Raw genomic sequence first — 15625 nt, 5'->3', positions numbered from 1 at the left:
CAGACATGCCAGAAGGCACCACGACACCGGCAGCCGACGCGTCGGCCGGGCCGCCGTGGCGGTTCGCGCCGCCGCGGGGACGCCTCGTCACGATCGAAGGGGTCTGGGGAGCGGGCAAGACCACCGCGGCCCAGCTCGTTGGCGCCAGGCTCCGGCGGGCCGGGTTCACCGTCCAGGTGGTCCACTATGGCGGGGAGCCGGGCAGCATCGGCCGGCTGTCGGCGTTCCTCGAACGCTCCCCGCTGCGCGTTCGGACCGGTCTCGGCGGGTACGCTTTGCCGCATCACGGCACCGTCGATGTGCTGCTGCGCCTGTGCCGTGAAGCCCATCACCACGTCCACTGCTTCCGGCCCGCCCTGGCCGACAACGACGTGGTGCTCGTCGACCACGGCGTCTACTCCAAGCTCGCCTGGGCTCTGGCGGTGCTGACCGAGACCGCGCCCGAGACCGATCCCGCCCGCGCGCTGAAGCGGCTGCGCGCCGTCGTCGCGCCCTGGTTCTGCGAGCCCGACGTGCCGGTGTTCCTCGACACGCCGTGGCCGCTGGCCCGGGAACGCGCGATCGCTCGCGGTCGTGGCGGCGGCGATCCCGCCGCGATCGAACGGCTGCTGTTCCTGCCCCGCTACACCGCCGCCTACCGGCAGGTCCTAGCCGGCCACGTGGACCGGGTGGCTCGGGTGCGGGTCGGGCTGCGCGCCGCCGGCGCGGTCGCCGACGAGATCACCGGCCGGCTGCTCAGCACGCTGCGCGCCGCACCGCTGGCCGCGACCGTACCAGGGAGGGAATGAGTATGTCGACGTTTCTCGACACGTTGCCGGCCGACCGGCTCCTGCTGGATGTGTCCCTGTGGTCGGCCGACCTGTCCGCGCTTGCGGCCGAGGCAGCTCGGATCAGCCCATACGCCGACCTGCTGCACATCGACGCCTCCGACACCCATTTCATACCGGAGCCGCTGTTCTTCCCCGACCTCGTGCGCGCGGTTCGGCCGCACACCGATCGGCCGCTGCATGTGCACCTGATGGCGCACCGACCGGCCCGGCTCGCGTGCGCGTTTGCTGATGCTGGCGCCGACCTGATCACCGTGCACGCGGAAGCCACGGGCGCGGCCGACGCCGTTCGGGCAATCCACGACGTTGGGCTGCCGGCGGGAATCGCGTTGATGCTCGACACCGACCCCGTTGACGTCCGTGGACTACTCGCTGAGGCCGACGCGATCGTCCTGATCGGCACCCCGCTTGGGACCAAAGGCACCACCATGAAGCCCGCCGCCTTGACCAGGATCACCGCAATGCGGCGGCTGCTGGATGTCGAGCGGCGGCAGATCCCGATCATTGCCGATGGCGGCATCCGCCAGGACACCGTCGGCCCGCTCGCCGCTGCCGGGGCCAACGGTGTGGTCCCCGGATCGATGCTCTGGGACAGCCGCGACCTGCCCGGCACCGCCGCATGGATACGCACCCACCAACCGATGCCGCCGGCATCACCCGAGAGGCAGACCCCACGATGACCACCTCACCTGACCTTTCGGGCTGGACGGTCAGCCTCGACCTGTGGGGCACCCTGATCGTGCACGGCGACCGGGCGGCAGTGACGGACTGGCGGGTAGCCGAGTTCACCCGCGTCCTGGACGCGTTCGGGCAAGCCAGACCCGGCGCCCAGATCCGCCATGCGGTGACTGCCGCCGATCGCATCGCCCTTCACCGGCAGCGCCACGACGGCGTACAGCCCACCGTCGGCGAGCTGCTGGCCGGCGTCCTCGACCCGCTCGCCGTCCAAGCGACAGCGGAGATGCTGTCGGTCCTCGAAGTCGTGCACACCCACGCGAGTCTGCGCGGATGCCCGCGCCCGATCGACGGCGCGCAGCACACGCTGCGGACGCTGGGCGGAACCGGTGCGCGGCTCGTGCTGACCTCGAACACCCTGTCGACCTCTCCCCAGGTCCACCGGCAGCTACTCGACGACCTCGAACTCTCGCCGTTCTTCGCCGACATGCTGTTCTCCGGAGAGCTCGGCGTCGCGAAACCACGGCCAGAGGTCTTCGCCACGGTGGCCGAACGCGCCCACAGCACGCCGGAAAAAGTGGTCCACGTCGGCGACGACTGGCTCACCGACGTCCGGGGCGCGCTGGACGCCGGATCCCGAGCCGTGCACTACCAGCCAACCGGACGTCCCGCCCGACCTAGCGTCCTCGCCATCACCGCTCTCGACCAGCTCGTCGACGTGCTGTCCGCCGCCTGCCTGCCGACCGATGCCGCCGGCATCACCCGAAAGCAAGACCCACGATGACCACGACAGCATCTGCTGCGCCGCTGACCGTGCTGCCTGAGCACGGCGCCGGTGCCGACTTCCGCCTGTCCGACCTCCTGGCCCGCCACCGCGACGGCGGGAACACGGTATTCGTCAGCGACGCCGTCCTGCACCACGGCACCGGGGACGATCCGCTGCTCTACATCGCCCACCGCGATGTCCTGCCGCGCCGGCGTACGTTCGGCACCGACTGGTTCGCCGACCTGGTCGAATACCAGCCCGGCGCGCTGCCCGGCGGGGAGCTGCACCGCTCGACCGGGCACTGGAACACCCCAGCGCAGCTGGAGGTCTTTCAGACCTTGACCGGCCGCGCGCTGGTGATCACCGCTTGGCGGACCGCCGCTGGCCAGCCGGTTCTGCGGTATCAGGAGTGCCACGCCGGGGCGCTGGCGGTGATCCCGTTCGGCGGCTGGCACCTCACTCTCGTACTCGATGGTCCGGCCGCAGTGTTCAACTTCTACGCCGAACTGCCCGTCGCCGGAAACCCTGCGGAGCGGGTCGACCGTGATGCGGACAAATATCGGCGCGCCCCGGCGGTCGAGGTCACCGCCGTGCGGGCCGGCGACGGATTCCAGCTCACCGGTGCCGGGCTTGCCGCCTGGGGCACCGCACGGCAGGCCGTCGAGCCCGCCTGGTTGCGCCAGGCCCTCGGTGCCGCGAGCCTGCCCGAGTTTTACCGCACCGCAGACGGATCCGCGCTCGCCGCCCTGGCCCGGTACGCGCACCGCCATCTGCCCACGCACACACCGAACCGTCGCGAAACGGAGAGCCGATGACATACCCCGCAGCGACCGACCCGGCCGCCACCGGTGGCTGCGCCGCGACCTTCCGATGCGGCAACGCCACCGTCACCCTCTACACCGACAGCCCGCAAGCGCTGGCTGAGGCCCGACGAACCCTGTACTCCTACGACGAACAACCCCCCGGGCCTGCGACCTGGCACATCTATCTCACCGTCGATCCGGACGTCGCGAGTAGCGCTGACGCCACGACGGATGGGCGGTGCTTCGACATCGGACCGCAGACCTACGCCTATCAACGCGGGCCCGGGCCGTCGAGCACCATCTGGGTGCCCGACCGAGGCACGCTGCTGCACGCCGACCAGAAGACGAGAACGATCGGGGTCCGGTGCGCGACGGCGGACGCGATCGGACTGTGGGCACCGCGGCTGGTGCGGCAGGCAATGACTGCGCAACTGCTGGCCGGGGGGATGGTCTACGCCCACGCCGCCGCGTTCATCTGCCGCGATCGGGGCATCCTGATCGCCGGCCACCGCGGGCGTGGGAAGACGACCACCCTGCTGGCCGGGCTGCACCACCTCGGTGGCGACTACGTGACCAACGACCGGCTGATGCTGCACGCCGGCGACAGCGGCTTACACGGCTACCCCTGGCCAATGCCGCTGCGCGCCGGAATCGGCACGCTCTCCGCCCTGCCGCACCTGCGCCACCGTGTCCCCGCCGGCCAGCGCGCGCTGACGACGGAAGAGAAGTGGGCCTTCCCGCACAAAGTCGTCATCGAGCCGGCAGACTTCCCTACCCTGCTGCATCGGGGCGGGACGGTCGCCGGCCAGATGACTCCGTCGGTGATGATCTGGCCGCACCTCGACCGTGGCCGCTCCGGCGTCAGCGTCGAGCGCGTCGGCCCAGACGAAGTGCACCAGACGTTGCTCGACACCCGCATGTTCATGCACGACCCCGCACGTGGCACCAGCGCCCACATCAACCAGTGGCTCGTGCCCGGCCCGGCCAACGAGGTCACCGACGCCCACCTGCATCGCACCGCTGCGGCGCTGGCCACACGGCCCTGCTACCGCGTCCACGCCGGCGCCGACCCGGCCGCGCTGGCCGACGCCGTCGGTGCGCTGCTCGACGCTGGAGAGTCCCGATGACCGCGACGCCTGCCACGTTCTTTCCCGATACCACCGGCTGCCCGCGGGCGTACCGGCTGCTGCGCGCCGCCTGCGAACCCCCCGGTCCCACACCCGACCCCGACCTGGTCGGCGAGGACATTCGGCCACTCGGCGAGGTGCTGGAGTACGCCATCGTCGCCAAGATGCTCTGCCTGTTCGCCGACTGGCTCGACCGCTGCGGCCACACGGTGGAGCTGGCCCGGCCGATGCAGCAGTTCCTGCGTGGGCAGCGGCGGCTCAGCACCCACCGCTGGCGTGTGCACCACCGGGAAGCCGTCCGCGTTATCAGCGTCCTCGCCGGCCGGGGCGTTCCGGCCGCCGCGATCAACGGGATCGCGCACGCGAGCGTCCTTTACCACGGCGACGGATCCCGCCAGTCCAGCGACGTCGACATCCTCATCCCCGCCGAGGCCGCCGCCGACGCCGTGAACATCCTGACCAGCTGCGGCTACTACGCCACCGGGCGCCGGCCCACTGCCCTGCACCGGGACTTCGACGATCCTGTGGTTCCCGGCCTCACCCTCGACCTGAGCACGCGGCTGGCGCACACCAGCGACCCGGCCGACATCGCCTGCGTGCTCGCCCGCCGCACGGCCGCGCCGCGACATGTCGCGGATCTGGAGCCGTTGCCGATCCTGACCCGCGATGACGGGTTCCTGCACACTCTGGCCCGCGTCGCCGCGCAGCGCCGCTGGCCCGCGCTGGCCGACGCGCTGCGATACAGCGCCCACAGCACCACCGCGACAGCTGCGGCCACCGTGGTGCCCGTGCCGGCGCAGACCGGATGGCAGCTGCTGCGCTCCTGCTGGCCCCATCTGCCCGAACGGCCGCCGCTGTCCGAGACTGCGGGAGACCGGCGGTGATCGTGCAGTTGGCCGGGCTGCCCGGCACGGGCAAGAGCTCGCTGGCCGCCGCGCTGCGCGCGCACCTCGGCCACGGTTGCCTGGTGCTCGACAAGGACCACGTCCGGGCCGCGCTCTACGAAGCCAGCGGCCAGGTCACCTACCGCCGGGACCAGGACGACTTCGTGGTCTCTCTGCTACATCAGGCCGCGCGTGAGCATCTGACCCGGCAGCCGGACGCCACGGTCATTCTTGAGCGTACGTGCACCCGCCGCTACCAGATCGACGACGTGGTCCGACTCGCGGCCGGACTGCACCAGCCGCTGGCAATCATCAGGTGCTGGTGCCCCGATCCTGTCGCGCGAGCCCGCCTCGACGCCGACCGGCAGCATGGCCAGCACCCGGCTGCCGACCGTGGCTTCGCCCTCTACCAGCAGCTGCGGGCCACCGCAGAGCCCATCAGCGTCCCGGCGCTGCATCTGCGCACCGATACGACGGCGGCGCGGATCCTCACCGCCGCCGTCGATTACCTCCACGACATATCCACAGCCCCTGCCCTCGTGGAAGGCGCCCTCCGATGACGATCGACCTTGCCGTCATGCTGGACATCGCACGCGATGCCGTTCACCTCGGCACTCGCCGGCTGAAGACGCAGGCCGTCCGGCAGGTCATCGCCAAAGGCGACCGGGATATGGCCACCGACCTCGACCACACCATCGAACGCGAGATCCTCGCATTCCTGGCCGAGCACACCCCCGGCATCGACCGGTTCGGTGAGGAATCGGGCGGAAACCTGGCCACCCCGCACCGATGGGTCCTGGACCCGGTCGACGGCACTCTCAACCTCGTCCATGGCCTGCCGCTCTATGGCGTCTCCCTGGCGCTGACTGACGGCATCCGGCCGCTGCTCGGCGTGATCAGCCTGCCCTCGCTCGAGCGCACCTACTGGGCAGCGCCCGGCATCGGCGCCTGGCGTGACGGGAACCCGATCGCACCGTCCACCGTCAACCGCCTGTCAGAGGCGATGATCGCGATCGGTGACTACGGCACCGGCGACGACGCACCGGAACGCAACGCTGTCGCGATCGCCCTGCACACCGCGCTCGCGCCGGTCGCGGGGAAGGTACGCATGCTCGGCTCGGCGGCCGTCGACCTCGCGCTCGTCGCGGACGGCACTCTCGACGCCAGCATCACCCTGGGCAACCGGGACTGGGACATGGCCGCCGGCGTCGCGATCGCCCGCGCGGCGGGCGCGGCCGTCACCGACACCGACGGCAGCCCGCACGACAGCCGTTCGCTGACCACGATCGCCACCGCACCCGGACTCACTGAGGCCATCCTGCACATCCTGGCCACCGCCACCACCGGAACTCGATACGCATCCGACAGGAGGGCCGCCTCATGCTGATCGCCTTCGAAGGACTGCCCGGTGCCGGGAAGACCACCCAATCCCGCGCCCTCGCCGCGCACCTGTCCCAGCACGGCGCCGCCGTCACATACCTGCCCGACAACCTCACGCGCGACGCCCAGCAGCTCGGCCGGCCCCTGCTGACCCTGTTCAACTCCGGCGATCCATTCTCCCGGCACGACAGCGTGCTCACCGACACCTACCTCGCCGCAGCGATCCGCGCCGACACCTACGCCACCCACATCGCCGGCGCGCTCGCCGCCGGGACCACCGTCATCGAAGACCGCGGCCTGCACACCCTCTACTCCTACAGCCTCGCCGGGCTGCTGCAGAAACACCGGACCCCACCCGATGAGGCGATCGCCTGGCTGCAGCAGGTCGGCGCGTTCGCCGGCCCGGCAGCCAACCGATCGTTGTGGCTGCGCCTTCCCCCCGACGACGCCATCACCCGCGCCGAGCAGCGGCAAGGCCACCCGTACACCGACGAGCAGCGCGCGTTCCTGCGCTACGTCCACGACGCCTACACCGCCCTCGCCGAAACCGACCCCGACCTGCGTGTCCTTGACGTCAGCGAACTCGGCACCGACGACGCGCATCAGGCCGTGCTCGCCGCCGTCGCCGACCTGACCGCACCCGCCGTCGACCGGTCCGCCGTCGCGTGACATCCCCGGCCGCGTCAGGCGAGCCAGGGCGACGCCCGGCCACTACGGTCAGTCCCCGACAGTCCGTTTCGCCCCATCAACCCGGAGCCGAAGATCCCATGTCAGTCCCGCTCATCGAAGCCCCCACCGACCTTCTCGCCGAACTCCGCCGCGTGCGCGCCGGCACCGACGACGATCGCGACGCCGCGCTGTTGGCGCTGGGTCTACGCCCCCTTACCGGGGGCATGCAGAACGACCTCTACTTGTGGGCGTCTCCGCATGGCGACGACGTGGTGATCAAGCTGTACGTCAAGACCGACCGGCAGCGCATGGAGCGGGAGTGGGCCGCCCTGACCCTGCTCAAACCGCACGGCCTCCGCACGGTCCCCGCCCCGCTGTGGCTCGACGAGGCACCGGTCGAGCCCGCGATCGGTATGACTCGGCTTCACGGCCAGCCGCTGATCGAGGCCGTGGACCAGCTGGCCGCGCTGCGCGCCCTTGCCCACACCACCACGCAGCTGCAAGCCGTGCCCCTGACCGGTCTGCTGGCCGGACTTCCCCGGATCGACACCGGCGAGCACTACATGGTGCGCCTAACGAAGGCGTGGCCGGAGCTGCTGGCCGGCCAGACCGACGACCCGCTCACCCCCGTCATGCAGCAGCTGCTCGCGGTCTGGCAGCGCAGCGGGGACGCGGACCTGGTCGCGGCGTCTGACACACCGGTACTGTCCCGCGGTGACGCGAACCTGCTCAACTGGATGACGACCGACGACGGTGCCGCCTGCGTCGATTTCGAGTACGCCGGCTACAGCAACGTGGCCTTCGACGCCGCCGACCTCATCGAGCACATCTCCGGCCGCGCGGTCCCGGACAGCATCTGGACACAGCTGCTGCCCGACCTTGGCGTCACCGACACCAACCGGCACCAGTTCGGCGCGAACCAGCGCACCTGCGCCCTGCGGTGGCTGGCGGTCTTGTGGAAGCAGCGCGACCGCCGCCGCGAGGAGTTCACCGTCCAGCACGAGCGGGTCGACATGCTCTACAGCAGCGCCAACCCCTACGCCTGACCCCAGCCTTCAAGGCCCGGCCAGCCGCGTTCACGCGGACCTCATGGTCCGCGTGAACGCCTCCTCCCAGATAGGCAGCACATGCGAATAGTCGTGAGTCGCAGCCAGGTCACGAGCAGCCTGCGCCATCCGCTCCAGGCGCGAAGGATCCTCACGCAGCAGCGCGATCCGGTCGGCGAAGCGCCGGACGACCGCAGGGTCCGCCGGGTCCCCGTCGATCAAGAAGCCCGTCACGTCATCCACGACCCGGTCCGGCAGCGCGCCAGCCGCCGAACACACGATCACGTCACCTGCAGCGGCGGCCTCCAGCGCCGCAATGCAGCAGGTCTCCGGGTACGTGGTGGGATACAGGTAGAACTGCGCGGTCAGCTGCAACTCGATCAGGTCAGGCTTCGCGACCCGCCCCAAGAACCGCACGCCGTCCGCCGACATCGCGACCGCACGCCGGTACAGGTCTCCCGCGCGCCGCTCATCCTCGTCCGCGGTGATCCCTCGCAACAGATGGCTCGACGCGACGAACAGCTCCGCGCCCGGATACGCCGAACGAATGATCGGCCACATGTCCAGAAGCGGCTCCAACCCGCGTTTCGGGTTCGCGGCGTGCAAAAACCTTCCGGGCACCTTCGGCAACCGCCGGGCATAGTATGAGGTGTCCAGCCCATCAGCGGTGACGACCCAATTCGCCGTCTCCGGATAGCCAAAGTTATCCAGGTAAAGGCGGCGCTGAAAATCAGAAAACGCGATCAGAACGTTGATTTCGCCGCTCATTACCTGACCTAAAAGGCTGTCGTTTGGCGTCTTCAATCCTAGTTTTGCCACCCTAGCGGGCGCATTGAATTTTCCGGGCTCAACTCTTTTCGTGCGAACCCAAAAGATGATCACATCCCGGTACTCTTCCTCGCGCAAGGAAGGCAGAGGATGCCAGTGCACACCCTGGTCCTCGACCCGGGGGCAGTCAGCGAAAACCCGCACCTCGTGCCCCCTCGCCGCGAGTCCGCGGGCAGCAAGCACGAGCGCTGTCTCATTGCCGCCCAGACCCTTGCTCTCCAGGTCGGACGGCTTGACGGACAGATACCCCGGATGCGCTATATCAATTTTCACGACACTCCCAATTGGCACGCAAACCGCGCGTCAGACACCTGCAGGCCGCCGGGATCCCCCGAGCGAGGCGAGACTATAAAAGGCTACACATTGAGCTGCTGGGGCACAACCAGACCGAGAGCACCGAATTTTCCGAAAGGCTGTTATGAACGTCCTTGTCCTGGACCTTGACGACACGCTCGTTGACGACACGAGCGCCTCCCGCGAGGCATTGACCCAGACACTCATGTCGGTAAAGCCGGACGTCGATTCCGGATCAGTAGATCAGGCTTTGTCACATATCCGCAAGATGTGGTCACGCCATCCTCATCGCCATACCGGACCGCTTACCTCCGTCAGTGGGTGGGAGGCGCTCTGGTTACCGACCACAGGCTCCGGACTCCCTGCGGCAGTTGCGGATTCGCTGCACACGCACGAGATCCGAGTCTGGGAAACGATCATCGAATCGCTGCGCGGCGACCCGGGCCAGGCGGCTGGGGCGGCTCGTACCTTCCGAGCCTGCCGTCGGCGTGCCCTCCGGCTATTGCCGGGCGTCGCCACCGGCCTGAAACTGCTCCGGCGGAACCATGCACTGTGGTTGGCGACCAACGGCCTGCCTGCTCACCAGCGCATGAAGATTGCAGCCACCGGGCTGGAGCCGCTCCTCGATCAGGTCCTAATCTCCGGTGAGATCGGAGTAACGAAGGCCGATCCCAGGTTCGCCGCAGCAGTTGGGCGATCACTTCGGAAGGACGGGCAGGAAGCCTGCCTAATCGTCGGCGACAGCGCCACCCAAGACCTGCAGCTAGCGGGCAACGGCGGCTGGCCGGCAGTCCACATATGCCCGGAAGGCGCATGCGCCGCCAATGTACCTTGTGGCATCGCCGTGACTCATGCGCCGTCGCTTGCCCAGGTGAGCGTGCGCTGCGGCTGCTGACCACCACCATCTACGGCCGTGCCACTCGATGAGTGACCAGGTCGGCCGCCTCTGGTGGAGGTGATGCCGCCGGCATCACGGACACCAGCGGCAGCGAGCAAGTCCTGCCGCGACGATGCGCGCCGGCATCACACCACCGCTCAGTGCCCCATCAGGCTGTGCGCAGTCCCGATGTGGGTGTAGAAGACCGTCACAGCGGCGAGCAGCCAGCCGGCCCCGGCGGCGGCGAGCGCCACCCCGGAGGCGGCTACCAACGGGCGGCTGCGGAGCCACACCCCGAGTGGTGCCAGGGTCGCCCCGATGCCTGGCAGGGCGAAGAGGCTGGTGAAGCCGAAGTTGACCAGCGCCTTCGGTGCGGTGCCGAGGATGGGCTCTTGGACGGGGGCGGTACCGAAGATCTCGTGTTGGGCGGCGCCGACCGTGATGGCGATCAGGCTCAAGCCCAGCCCGAGGACCAGGACAGCCGGCGGGCCAGCTACGGCGTATAGGCGGCAGACAGGGTCGGGGCTGGCCAACAATTCGTCGCCGCGTCGCCACAAATAGATCGCCGCAGCGATCAAGAGGAGACCGAGTGGTCCGACCATGCCTCCGAAGAGCTCGCTCTTAAACTGCTCGCCCTCAACCTGGATGCTCTGCGTGAGGACCATGTGCAGGCCGCTGACGGCCAGCAGGACGCCAGTGCTGCCCAACGCGAGCGCCCACCCGTCAAGGGTGGTGGCCGTGCCGCGGTGCAGCGCTCTCCCGAGCAGTACTACCAGGATGAGCGCAACGCCCACGCCTACACCCATCATTGTCGTGTACATACACATCCGCCTCTTAATTCTGGGGCGCCGTACGGGCGCTTGTGCTACTTCGGCCGTGATGCAATGCGACGGCGACGGCAGAACCTCGGACGGCGGGTAAGCACAATCGCTAGCGCCTTCGCCGCTCGCGGCACGGGCGTCAGTCTCAGGACCCCGCTGTGGTAGCACCAGCCACGGCATATCGCTATGGGGGCAATTGGCCAACCGTCAGTTGAGGTGGTGACCCCGGTGCTCGCGAAGGTGTCGCCAGGGCTTGGAGCGGCACGCGCCCAGTCTCCATGGAGTCGCGGCCGCCGATGCTGGCGGCATCATCCCCACGGACAACTTCGGCACCGACCATGTTCGTACCCGCGCTGGAGAAATGTCGGCGGTACGTCGTAGGCTTTCCCACAAGGGCCGGCTGGCGGCCCAGCCGCGACGCCCACTTGCTACCCGGCAGCACGGGCATCGACACGGCGAAGGAGCACAGCTCGTCCCGCCCGCTCGACCACGCAACCCGTCACGGCCTGATCTCTATTGCCCCTGACCTGTCGTGGTGCGCCAGCGCCGGGTCCGCGCGCACCGCGGAAAGGCTCAGCGATGGCCCAGCATCGAGACACCCGCCTTGCCCGCTCCCGGGCTCGATACACCGGCGAGCTGCACAGCGAAGCCCTAGCCGGGATTCGCGAGTGGGGCCGCCAGTACGGCGCCGTACCCGCAGCGATCGACCCCGAGCAGGAGCTCCTTGACGCCCGCGTGATCCACGCCCTGGCCGCCGAGTTCGGCAGTCACTCCCCCGCCGAGACCAGCGGCCCCTTCGGAATCGCCTCCGTCACCCCAGAACCCACGCGCCTGACCCTGCGCCCCGCACCGGCCTCTCTTGACCGGGTGATCACGGCGCTGCTGCGATGGGACGACGGTGAAGGCGACCTATACGGGCGGCTCGGGCTACGAGCCCGGCTAGACACCAACGGCCGCCGTCTGATCATCCGGCATCCCCAACTCGACGGCGAGGTACTTCTGAGCCCGACCACCAGGCCCGGTGAGGACTCCGACGCCGTCGCCGACAGGCTCCGCGCGGCGCTAGACCAGCTACCGGAACCACCCTCGCTGTTCGGGCCCGACCCCTCAGCCTTGTTCGAGGACCCCATGCCAACCACCGTTGACCGGGCCATTCGAGCCTGCGCGGCCGCCTGGAGCACTACGGGACGTCGACTCGCGCTTCTGGCCGACCTTCCGCGGATCAACCTCACTGCCGGGCCGCCCCCGGCCGAAACGCTGACCGGTCCTGACCCCGACGCTCTTGCAGCAATGTCATCACCCCGACCAGATCGCACCAACCGCCGTTACCTGCTCGCCCCCGAGGTCGAGGCTGTACTCGACGGGCAAGGCCTCCGCGGAGTGGTGTTCGAGCCAGATCTATGGACCTGGCTCTACCAAGAACGCTCCCCCAACGGGTACTGCGATTCATGCGACGAGCCGATCGATGCGCGCCGCGAGGACACCAACGTCCAGCTCATCATGGCCGCCTACGACCCGGACATGAACACGATTACCCAGATGCTGTCCAGCAAGCTGCACCACCCCGGCTGCCACCCGTCCGAGGTGACTTGGGCCCGCCCCGTGCTCCTCGAATCGACCGACGCGTTCGGCCTCGCGATATCTGGGTACGAGGACAAGCCCGGCGAGTATCGATGGAACGTGCGGCCGGTGGTGCTGTGGGATGACGGCGCCCCAGTGGGCGAGGACCAGGACGACGAACAGGTGACAGCGTGGGCAGCGCTCCTCCTGATCGGACAAGTCACTGAGACACACGGCGAGCCGGTACGCGCCTGGCAGGACGCCCTGACCGAATACCTGCGTAGCCTCGGATTCTCCCACTTCGACAGCATCAGCGGTGAGGGCGGATGGGCTATCCGGATTGCCGCCGCCGCCGATCAGCGGTGGCTCGCGGTACGCCACCCCGCCGATGCCAATGGTCAGCGCGATCACCTGTGGCTTGGACCCACCGAACCGTCGGCACGATGGCTCGAACTCGCCCACCACCGGCAGCGCGTGCTGCTGGTTGCTGGTCCCGATCAGCTCAACTCGCATGACCTGTTTGCTCTGAGCGGCCCGGCCGACGCAGACGAACGGGTTGACGCTGTCTACGAGGCGCTCGACGACCTATTGGAGGCCGACGTCCTACTGCATGCGGTGGCCGGGGTCGTACCCGAGCGGCCACAGACTTAGCCGGTATCCCTCAATGGCGCCGATGCCGGCGGCATCACTGGCCAGGGCCCGAGCTGGGCAAGGCATCCCAGGCTTAGTACGGCAGCCGCTTTCGCGATCATGCCTGAAGTTCAAGGTTGAGGCGGCGTGTGTAGTGGGATTGTCGGGCTCGGGCTTGATGCCGGCGTCGCCATTGTGACCAGCGCAAACGATGGGTGAGGTCGCTGATCGGGCGGATGATGCAGGCGTTGATCAAGCGGCGGACTTCGTTGACCGTGAGTTTGATCAGTCCGGTGTCGGCAGGGTCGTGGTGGGCGGCGTCGGCGGCGCAGATCGCGAGGACGGCGAGAGCGGCCAGGGCGAGGGTGGTGAACCGGTGCCAGGAGTCCCAGCGGCGGACCTGGTGCTGGTCCAGGCCGACCTGGCTCTTGGCGGCCTGGAAGCTCTCCTCGACGGTCCAACGGATGCCCGCGACCCGCACGAGCTGCGCGAGGGTGGCCGGCTTCGGGGTCCAGCAGCGGTAGAAGGCCAGTTCACCGGTGGTGGTGTTGCGGCGGATCAGGAGGCTGTGCCGGCCGCCGTCGTCGGAGTCGGCGTCGGTGCACACGTCGTCCAGCCACGCCCAGTCGTAGAAGCGTGGGCCCTTGGATCCGGCGCCAGCGCTGCGGCGCTGCCACGCCGATGCCGGCAGGTCGGCGGCGACCCGGTCGGCGCGAACTCTGGTCTCCTCGCGTACCGGCAGCACCGCCGCGTATGTGTCACTCGTATCGAGGCAGGACCTCTATGAAGTTGATCTGTGGTAGGACCACCTTCATGTCGAGGTCCTGCGTCGCTTCGACGCAGCGACGTCCCTGGCGTGTCCGGTGCGTTCCGGACAAGCCGGACTGTTGCCTACCGCATTCGCCTCGTTGGGCGGAATGGCTCAGTGCCGGGGGCGCCCGAGGCGCAGGAAGGCCGCTGCACTCACGAGAAGGAAGGAGGCGGCGACGTAGAAGGGAGCCGCGAGTCCAGCGGCGTTGGCGACCAGGCCGCCAAGGAGTGCGCCTACGGCGGCCGAACCGATGCCCAGCAGCCTGGTTGCGGCAACAACACGCCCAAGCAGCTCGTCAGGGGAGTGGAGATGTCGGGTGGAGCCGCCTACGACACTTCCCGTAGTGGAAGCGACTCCCACGAAGACCAGGGACAGGCCGACGAGCCACACATGACCCGAGAAGACGGCCGCAAGCCATGCAAGCCCTTGCACGCTCAGCGTCAGCGCGTAAGCGTGGCCGGGCGTGAGTCTGGCACCGACCCGCGGGCCGATCCAACCGCCGATAATCCCGCCAACGGACATGGCCGCAACGAGGACGCCATAGGCAAACGTGCTAATGCTGAGTTTGTCCTGAGCAAAGAGGACCAACGTTGCGAAGGCCAGGTTATAGCCAAGGTTGTAGAATGCCATTCCGAACGTGACAGTTCGCAGCTCTGCTTGCCGGATCAGATAGGCAACACCCTCTCTAATTGCCGGCAGGATCGGCTGTGTTGAGGGTTTACGAGGCGTGTTCGGCAGTCGAGAAAGCAGTGCAGCAGAAGCAAGGAACGAAAAGGCGTCCACTCCGAAAGGCAGTGCGCGTGATGCGCTGAACGCCGCAGCGCCCAGCGGTGGCCCCGCAAGGGAACGGCCAAAGGTGTCTATGGCCCAGAAGCGCCCGTTTACCTGGCCAAGTCGGTCCTTATCCCTGCCTACGAGCTGAGGGACCAGGGCCTGTGCCGCCGGATCAAAGAAGCACGATCCCACTCCGACCAGCAACACAACCAGCACTAGGGTGGGGATTGTGGCTATATCGAAGAGAGCCAGCCCCGCGAATACCGTAAGAACGGCGGCACGTAACAAGTCCGCGAGGACCATCACCAAGCGGCGGCTCCATCGGTCTACCAACGCGCCGGCAGGTAGACCAGCGAACAGCCACGCGGCGTATCCGGCGGCGGTCACTGATGCCACGGACAATGGGTCGCGGGAGAGTGCAGCCGCCATGAGTGGTGCGGCCGTTAACAGCATCCCATCCCCGGTAACTGAGATGCCGGTGGAGGCAAACAGCCACCGTAGGGGCTTTGCTGTCTGCACTTCAGTAGGCGTCTCGGCCATCGTGGACATCAGCGATCCTCTGTTAGGGGTGAGCAAGATCAGGTCTGCTGCGAAACTTCGACGGCTGGGAGGACGACCTCGGTCATGGCGTGGAGATAGCCGGACTGGCTGGTGCCGGGTGGGGCCAGCCGCGTGTCACTACGCAGGGCCACGCTCGTCGCCCTGGACGTGGCCGTTGACGTCCTCACCCATCGCCGCGGTCGCGGTCCATCGCCGCGAGCAGGCATGCCACACCCGGCTGGCTGCGCCATCCCCCGGCCGCTGCGCCAACCGCCGTCCCGACGCAGACGACAAGGCCCTTCGACGACGCACT

Annotated in this window: 16 protein-coding genes; 12 read left to right on the top strand and 4 right to left on the bottom strand. The window is 68.6% G+C overall.

Annotation, left to right across the window (positions count from 1 at the left end; translation table 11 throughout):
* Positions 1 to 5 precede the first annotated feature (5 nt).
* The 10 genes from ABZ671_RS17060 to ABZ671_RS17015 all read left to right on the top strand — a co-directional run bounded on the left by ABZ671_RS17060 (position 6) and on the right by ABZ671_RS17015 (position 8177).
* Positions 6 to 788, top strand: a complete 783-nt coding sequence (locus ABZ671_RS17060) for a hypothetical protein (RefSeq protein ID WP_357858242.1) — start codon at positions 6 to 8, stop codon at positions 786 to 788.
* Positions 785 to 1507: a ribulose-phosphate 3-epimerase gene (locus tag ABZ671_RS17055; protein WP_357858239.1), complete on the top strand. Its 723-nt coding sequence runs from the start codon at positions 785 to 787 to the stop codon at positions 1505 to 1507. Before ABZ671_RS17060 ends, ABZ671_RS17055 begins: the two co-directional genes overlap by 4 nt.
* The gene (locus ABZ671_RS17050) at positions 1504 to 2286 is read left to right on the top strand and encodes an HAD family hydrolase (RefSeq protein WP_357858236.1); all 783 of its coding nucleotides are present in this window, start codon (positions 1504 to 1506) and stop codon (positions 2284 to 2286) included. Before ABZ671_RS17055 ends, ABZ671_RS17050 begins: the two co-directional genes overlap by 4 nt.
* Positions 2283 to 3083: a hypothetical protein gene (locus tag ABZ671_RS17045; protein ID WP_357858233.1), complete on the top strand. Its 801-nt coding sequence runs from the start codon at positions 2283 to 2285 to the stop codon at positions 3081 to 3083. Before ABZ671_RS17050 ends, ABZ671_RS17045 begins: the two co-directional genes overlap by 4 nt.
* On the top strand, positions 3080 to 4198 hold the full coding sequence (locus ABZ671_RS17040) for a hypothetical protein (protein WP_357858230.1): 1119 nt from the start codon (positions 3080 to 3082) through the stop codon (positions 4196 to 4198). Before ABZ671_RS17045 ends, ABZ671_RS17040 begins: the two co-directional genes overlap by 4 nt.
* A complete protein-coding gene (locus ABZ671_RS17035; RefSeq protein WP_357858227.1) occupies positions 4195 to 5082 on the top strand; it encodes a nucleotidyltransferase family protein in 888 nt (295 codons plus the stop codon). Before ABZ671_RS17040 ends, ABZ671_RS17035 begins: the two co-directional genes overlap by 4 nt.
* The gene (locus ABZ671_RS17030; protein WP_357858224.1) at positions 5079 to 5642 is read left to right on the top strand and encodes an AAA family ATPase; all 564 of its coding nucleotides are present in this window, start codon (positions 5079 to 5081) and stop codon (positions 5640 to 5642) included. Before ABZ671_RS17035 ends, ABZ671_RS17030 begins: the two co-directional genes overlap by 4 nt.
* The gene (locus ABZ671_RS17025; protein ID WP_357858221.1) at positions 5639 to 6469 is read left to right on the top strand and encodes an inositol monophosphatase family protein; all 831 of its coding nucleotides are present in this window, start codon (positions 5639 to 5641) and stop codon (positions 6467 to 6469) included. Before ABZ671_RS17030 ends, ABZ671_RS17025 begins: the two co-directional genes overlap by 4 nt.
* On the top strand, positions 6463 to 7131 hold the full coding sequence (locus tag ABZ671_RS17020) for a dTMP kinase (RefSeq protein ID WP_357858217.1): 669 nt from the start codon (positions 6463 to 6465) through the stop codon (positions 7129 to 7131). Before ABZ671_RS17025 ends, ABZ671_RS17020 begins: the two co-directional genes overlap by 7 nt.
* A 98-nt stretch (positions 7132 to 7229) precedes the next feature.
* Positions 7230 to 8177, top strand: coding sequence for an aminoglycoside phosphotransferase family protein (locus tag ABZ671_RS17015; RefSeq protein ID WP_357858214.1), 948 nt, complete (start codon positions 7230 to 7232; stop codon positions 8175 to 8177).
* Positions 8178 to 8207: 30 nt separating this feature from the next.
* Here ABZ671_RS17015 and ABZ671_RS17010 read toward each other — a convergent pair whose 3' ends face one another.
* On the bottom strand, positions 8208 to 9278 hold the full coding sequence (locus ABZ671_RS17010; protein WP_357858211.1) for a glycosyltransferase family 4 protein: 1071 nt from the start codon (positions 9276 to 9278) through the stop codon (positions 8208 to 8210).
* A gap of 145 nt (positions 9279 to 9423) precedes the next feature.
* Here ABZ671_RS17010 and ABZ671_RS17005 point away from each other — a divergent pair, with 145 nt between their 5' ends.
* Complete coding sequence (locus ABZ671_RS17005; RefSeq protein ID WP_357858208.1) at positions 9424 to 10194, top strand: HAD family hydrolase; 771 nt, start codon at positions 9424 to 9426, stop codon at positions 10192 to 10194.
* Between the two features lie 140 nt (positions 10195 to 10334).
* Here the strand turns inward: ABZ671_RS17005 and ABZ671_RS17000 are convergent, their stop codons facing one another.
* A complete protein-coding gene (locus tag ABZ671_RS17000) occupies positions 10335 to 10982 on the bottom strand; it encodes a DUF981 family protein (RefSeq protein WP_357858350.1) in 648 nt (215 codons plus the stop codon).
* A gap of 594 nt (positions 10983 to 11576) precedes the next feature.
* Between ABZ671_RS17000 and ABZ671_RS16995 the strand changes: the two genes are divergently transcribed.
* A complete protein-coding gene (locus tag ABZ671_RS16995; protein WP_357858205.1) occupies positions 11577 to 13208 on the top strand; it encodes a hypothetical protein in 1632 nt (543 codons plus the stop codon).
* A gap of 97 nt (positions 13209 to 13305) precedes the next feature.
* Here ABZ671_RS16995 and ABZ671_RS16990 read toward each other — a convergent pair whose 3' ends face one another.
* A complete protein-coding gene (locus tag ABZ671_RS16990; protein WP_357858202.1) occupies positions 13306 to 13932 on the bottom strand; it encodes a hypothetical protein in 627 nt (208 codons plus the stop codon).
* A gap of 177 nt (positions 13933 to 14109) precedes the next feature.
* Complete coding sequence (locus ABZ671_RS16985) at positions 14110 to 15321, bottom strand: MFS transporter (protein WP_357858199.1); 1212 nt, start codon at positions 15319 to 15321, stop codon at positions 14110 to 14112.
* Between the last annotated feature and the right edge of the window lie 304 nt (positions 15322 to 15625).

The organism is Micromonospora sp. NPDC006766, from assembly GCF_040636055.1.
In the GTDB taxonomy this organism is placed as follows: domain Bacteria; phylum Actinomycetota; class Actinomycetes; order Mycobacteriales; family Micromonosporaceae; genus Micromonospora.
The sequence above is the reverse complement of the archived record's forward strand: the minus strand, read 5'-3'. Positions and strand labels throughout refer to the sequence as shown.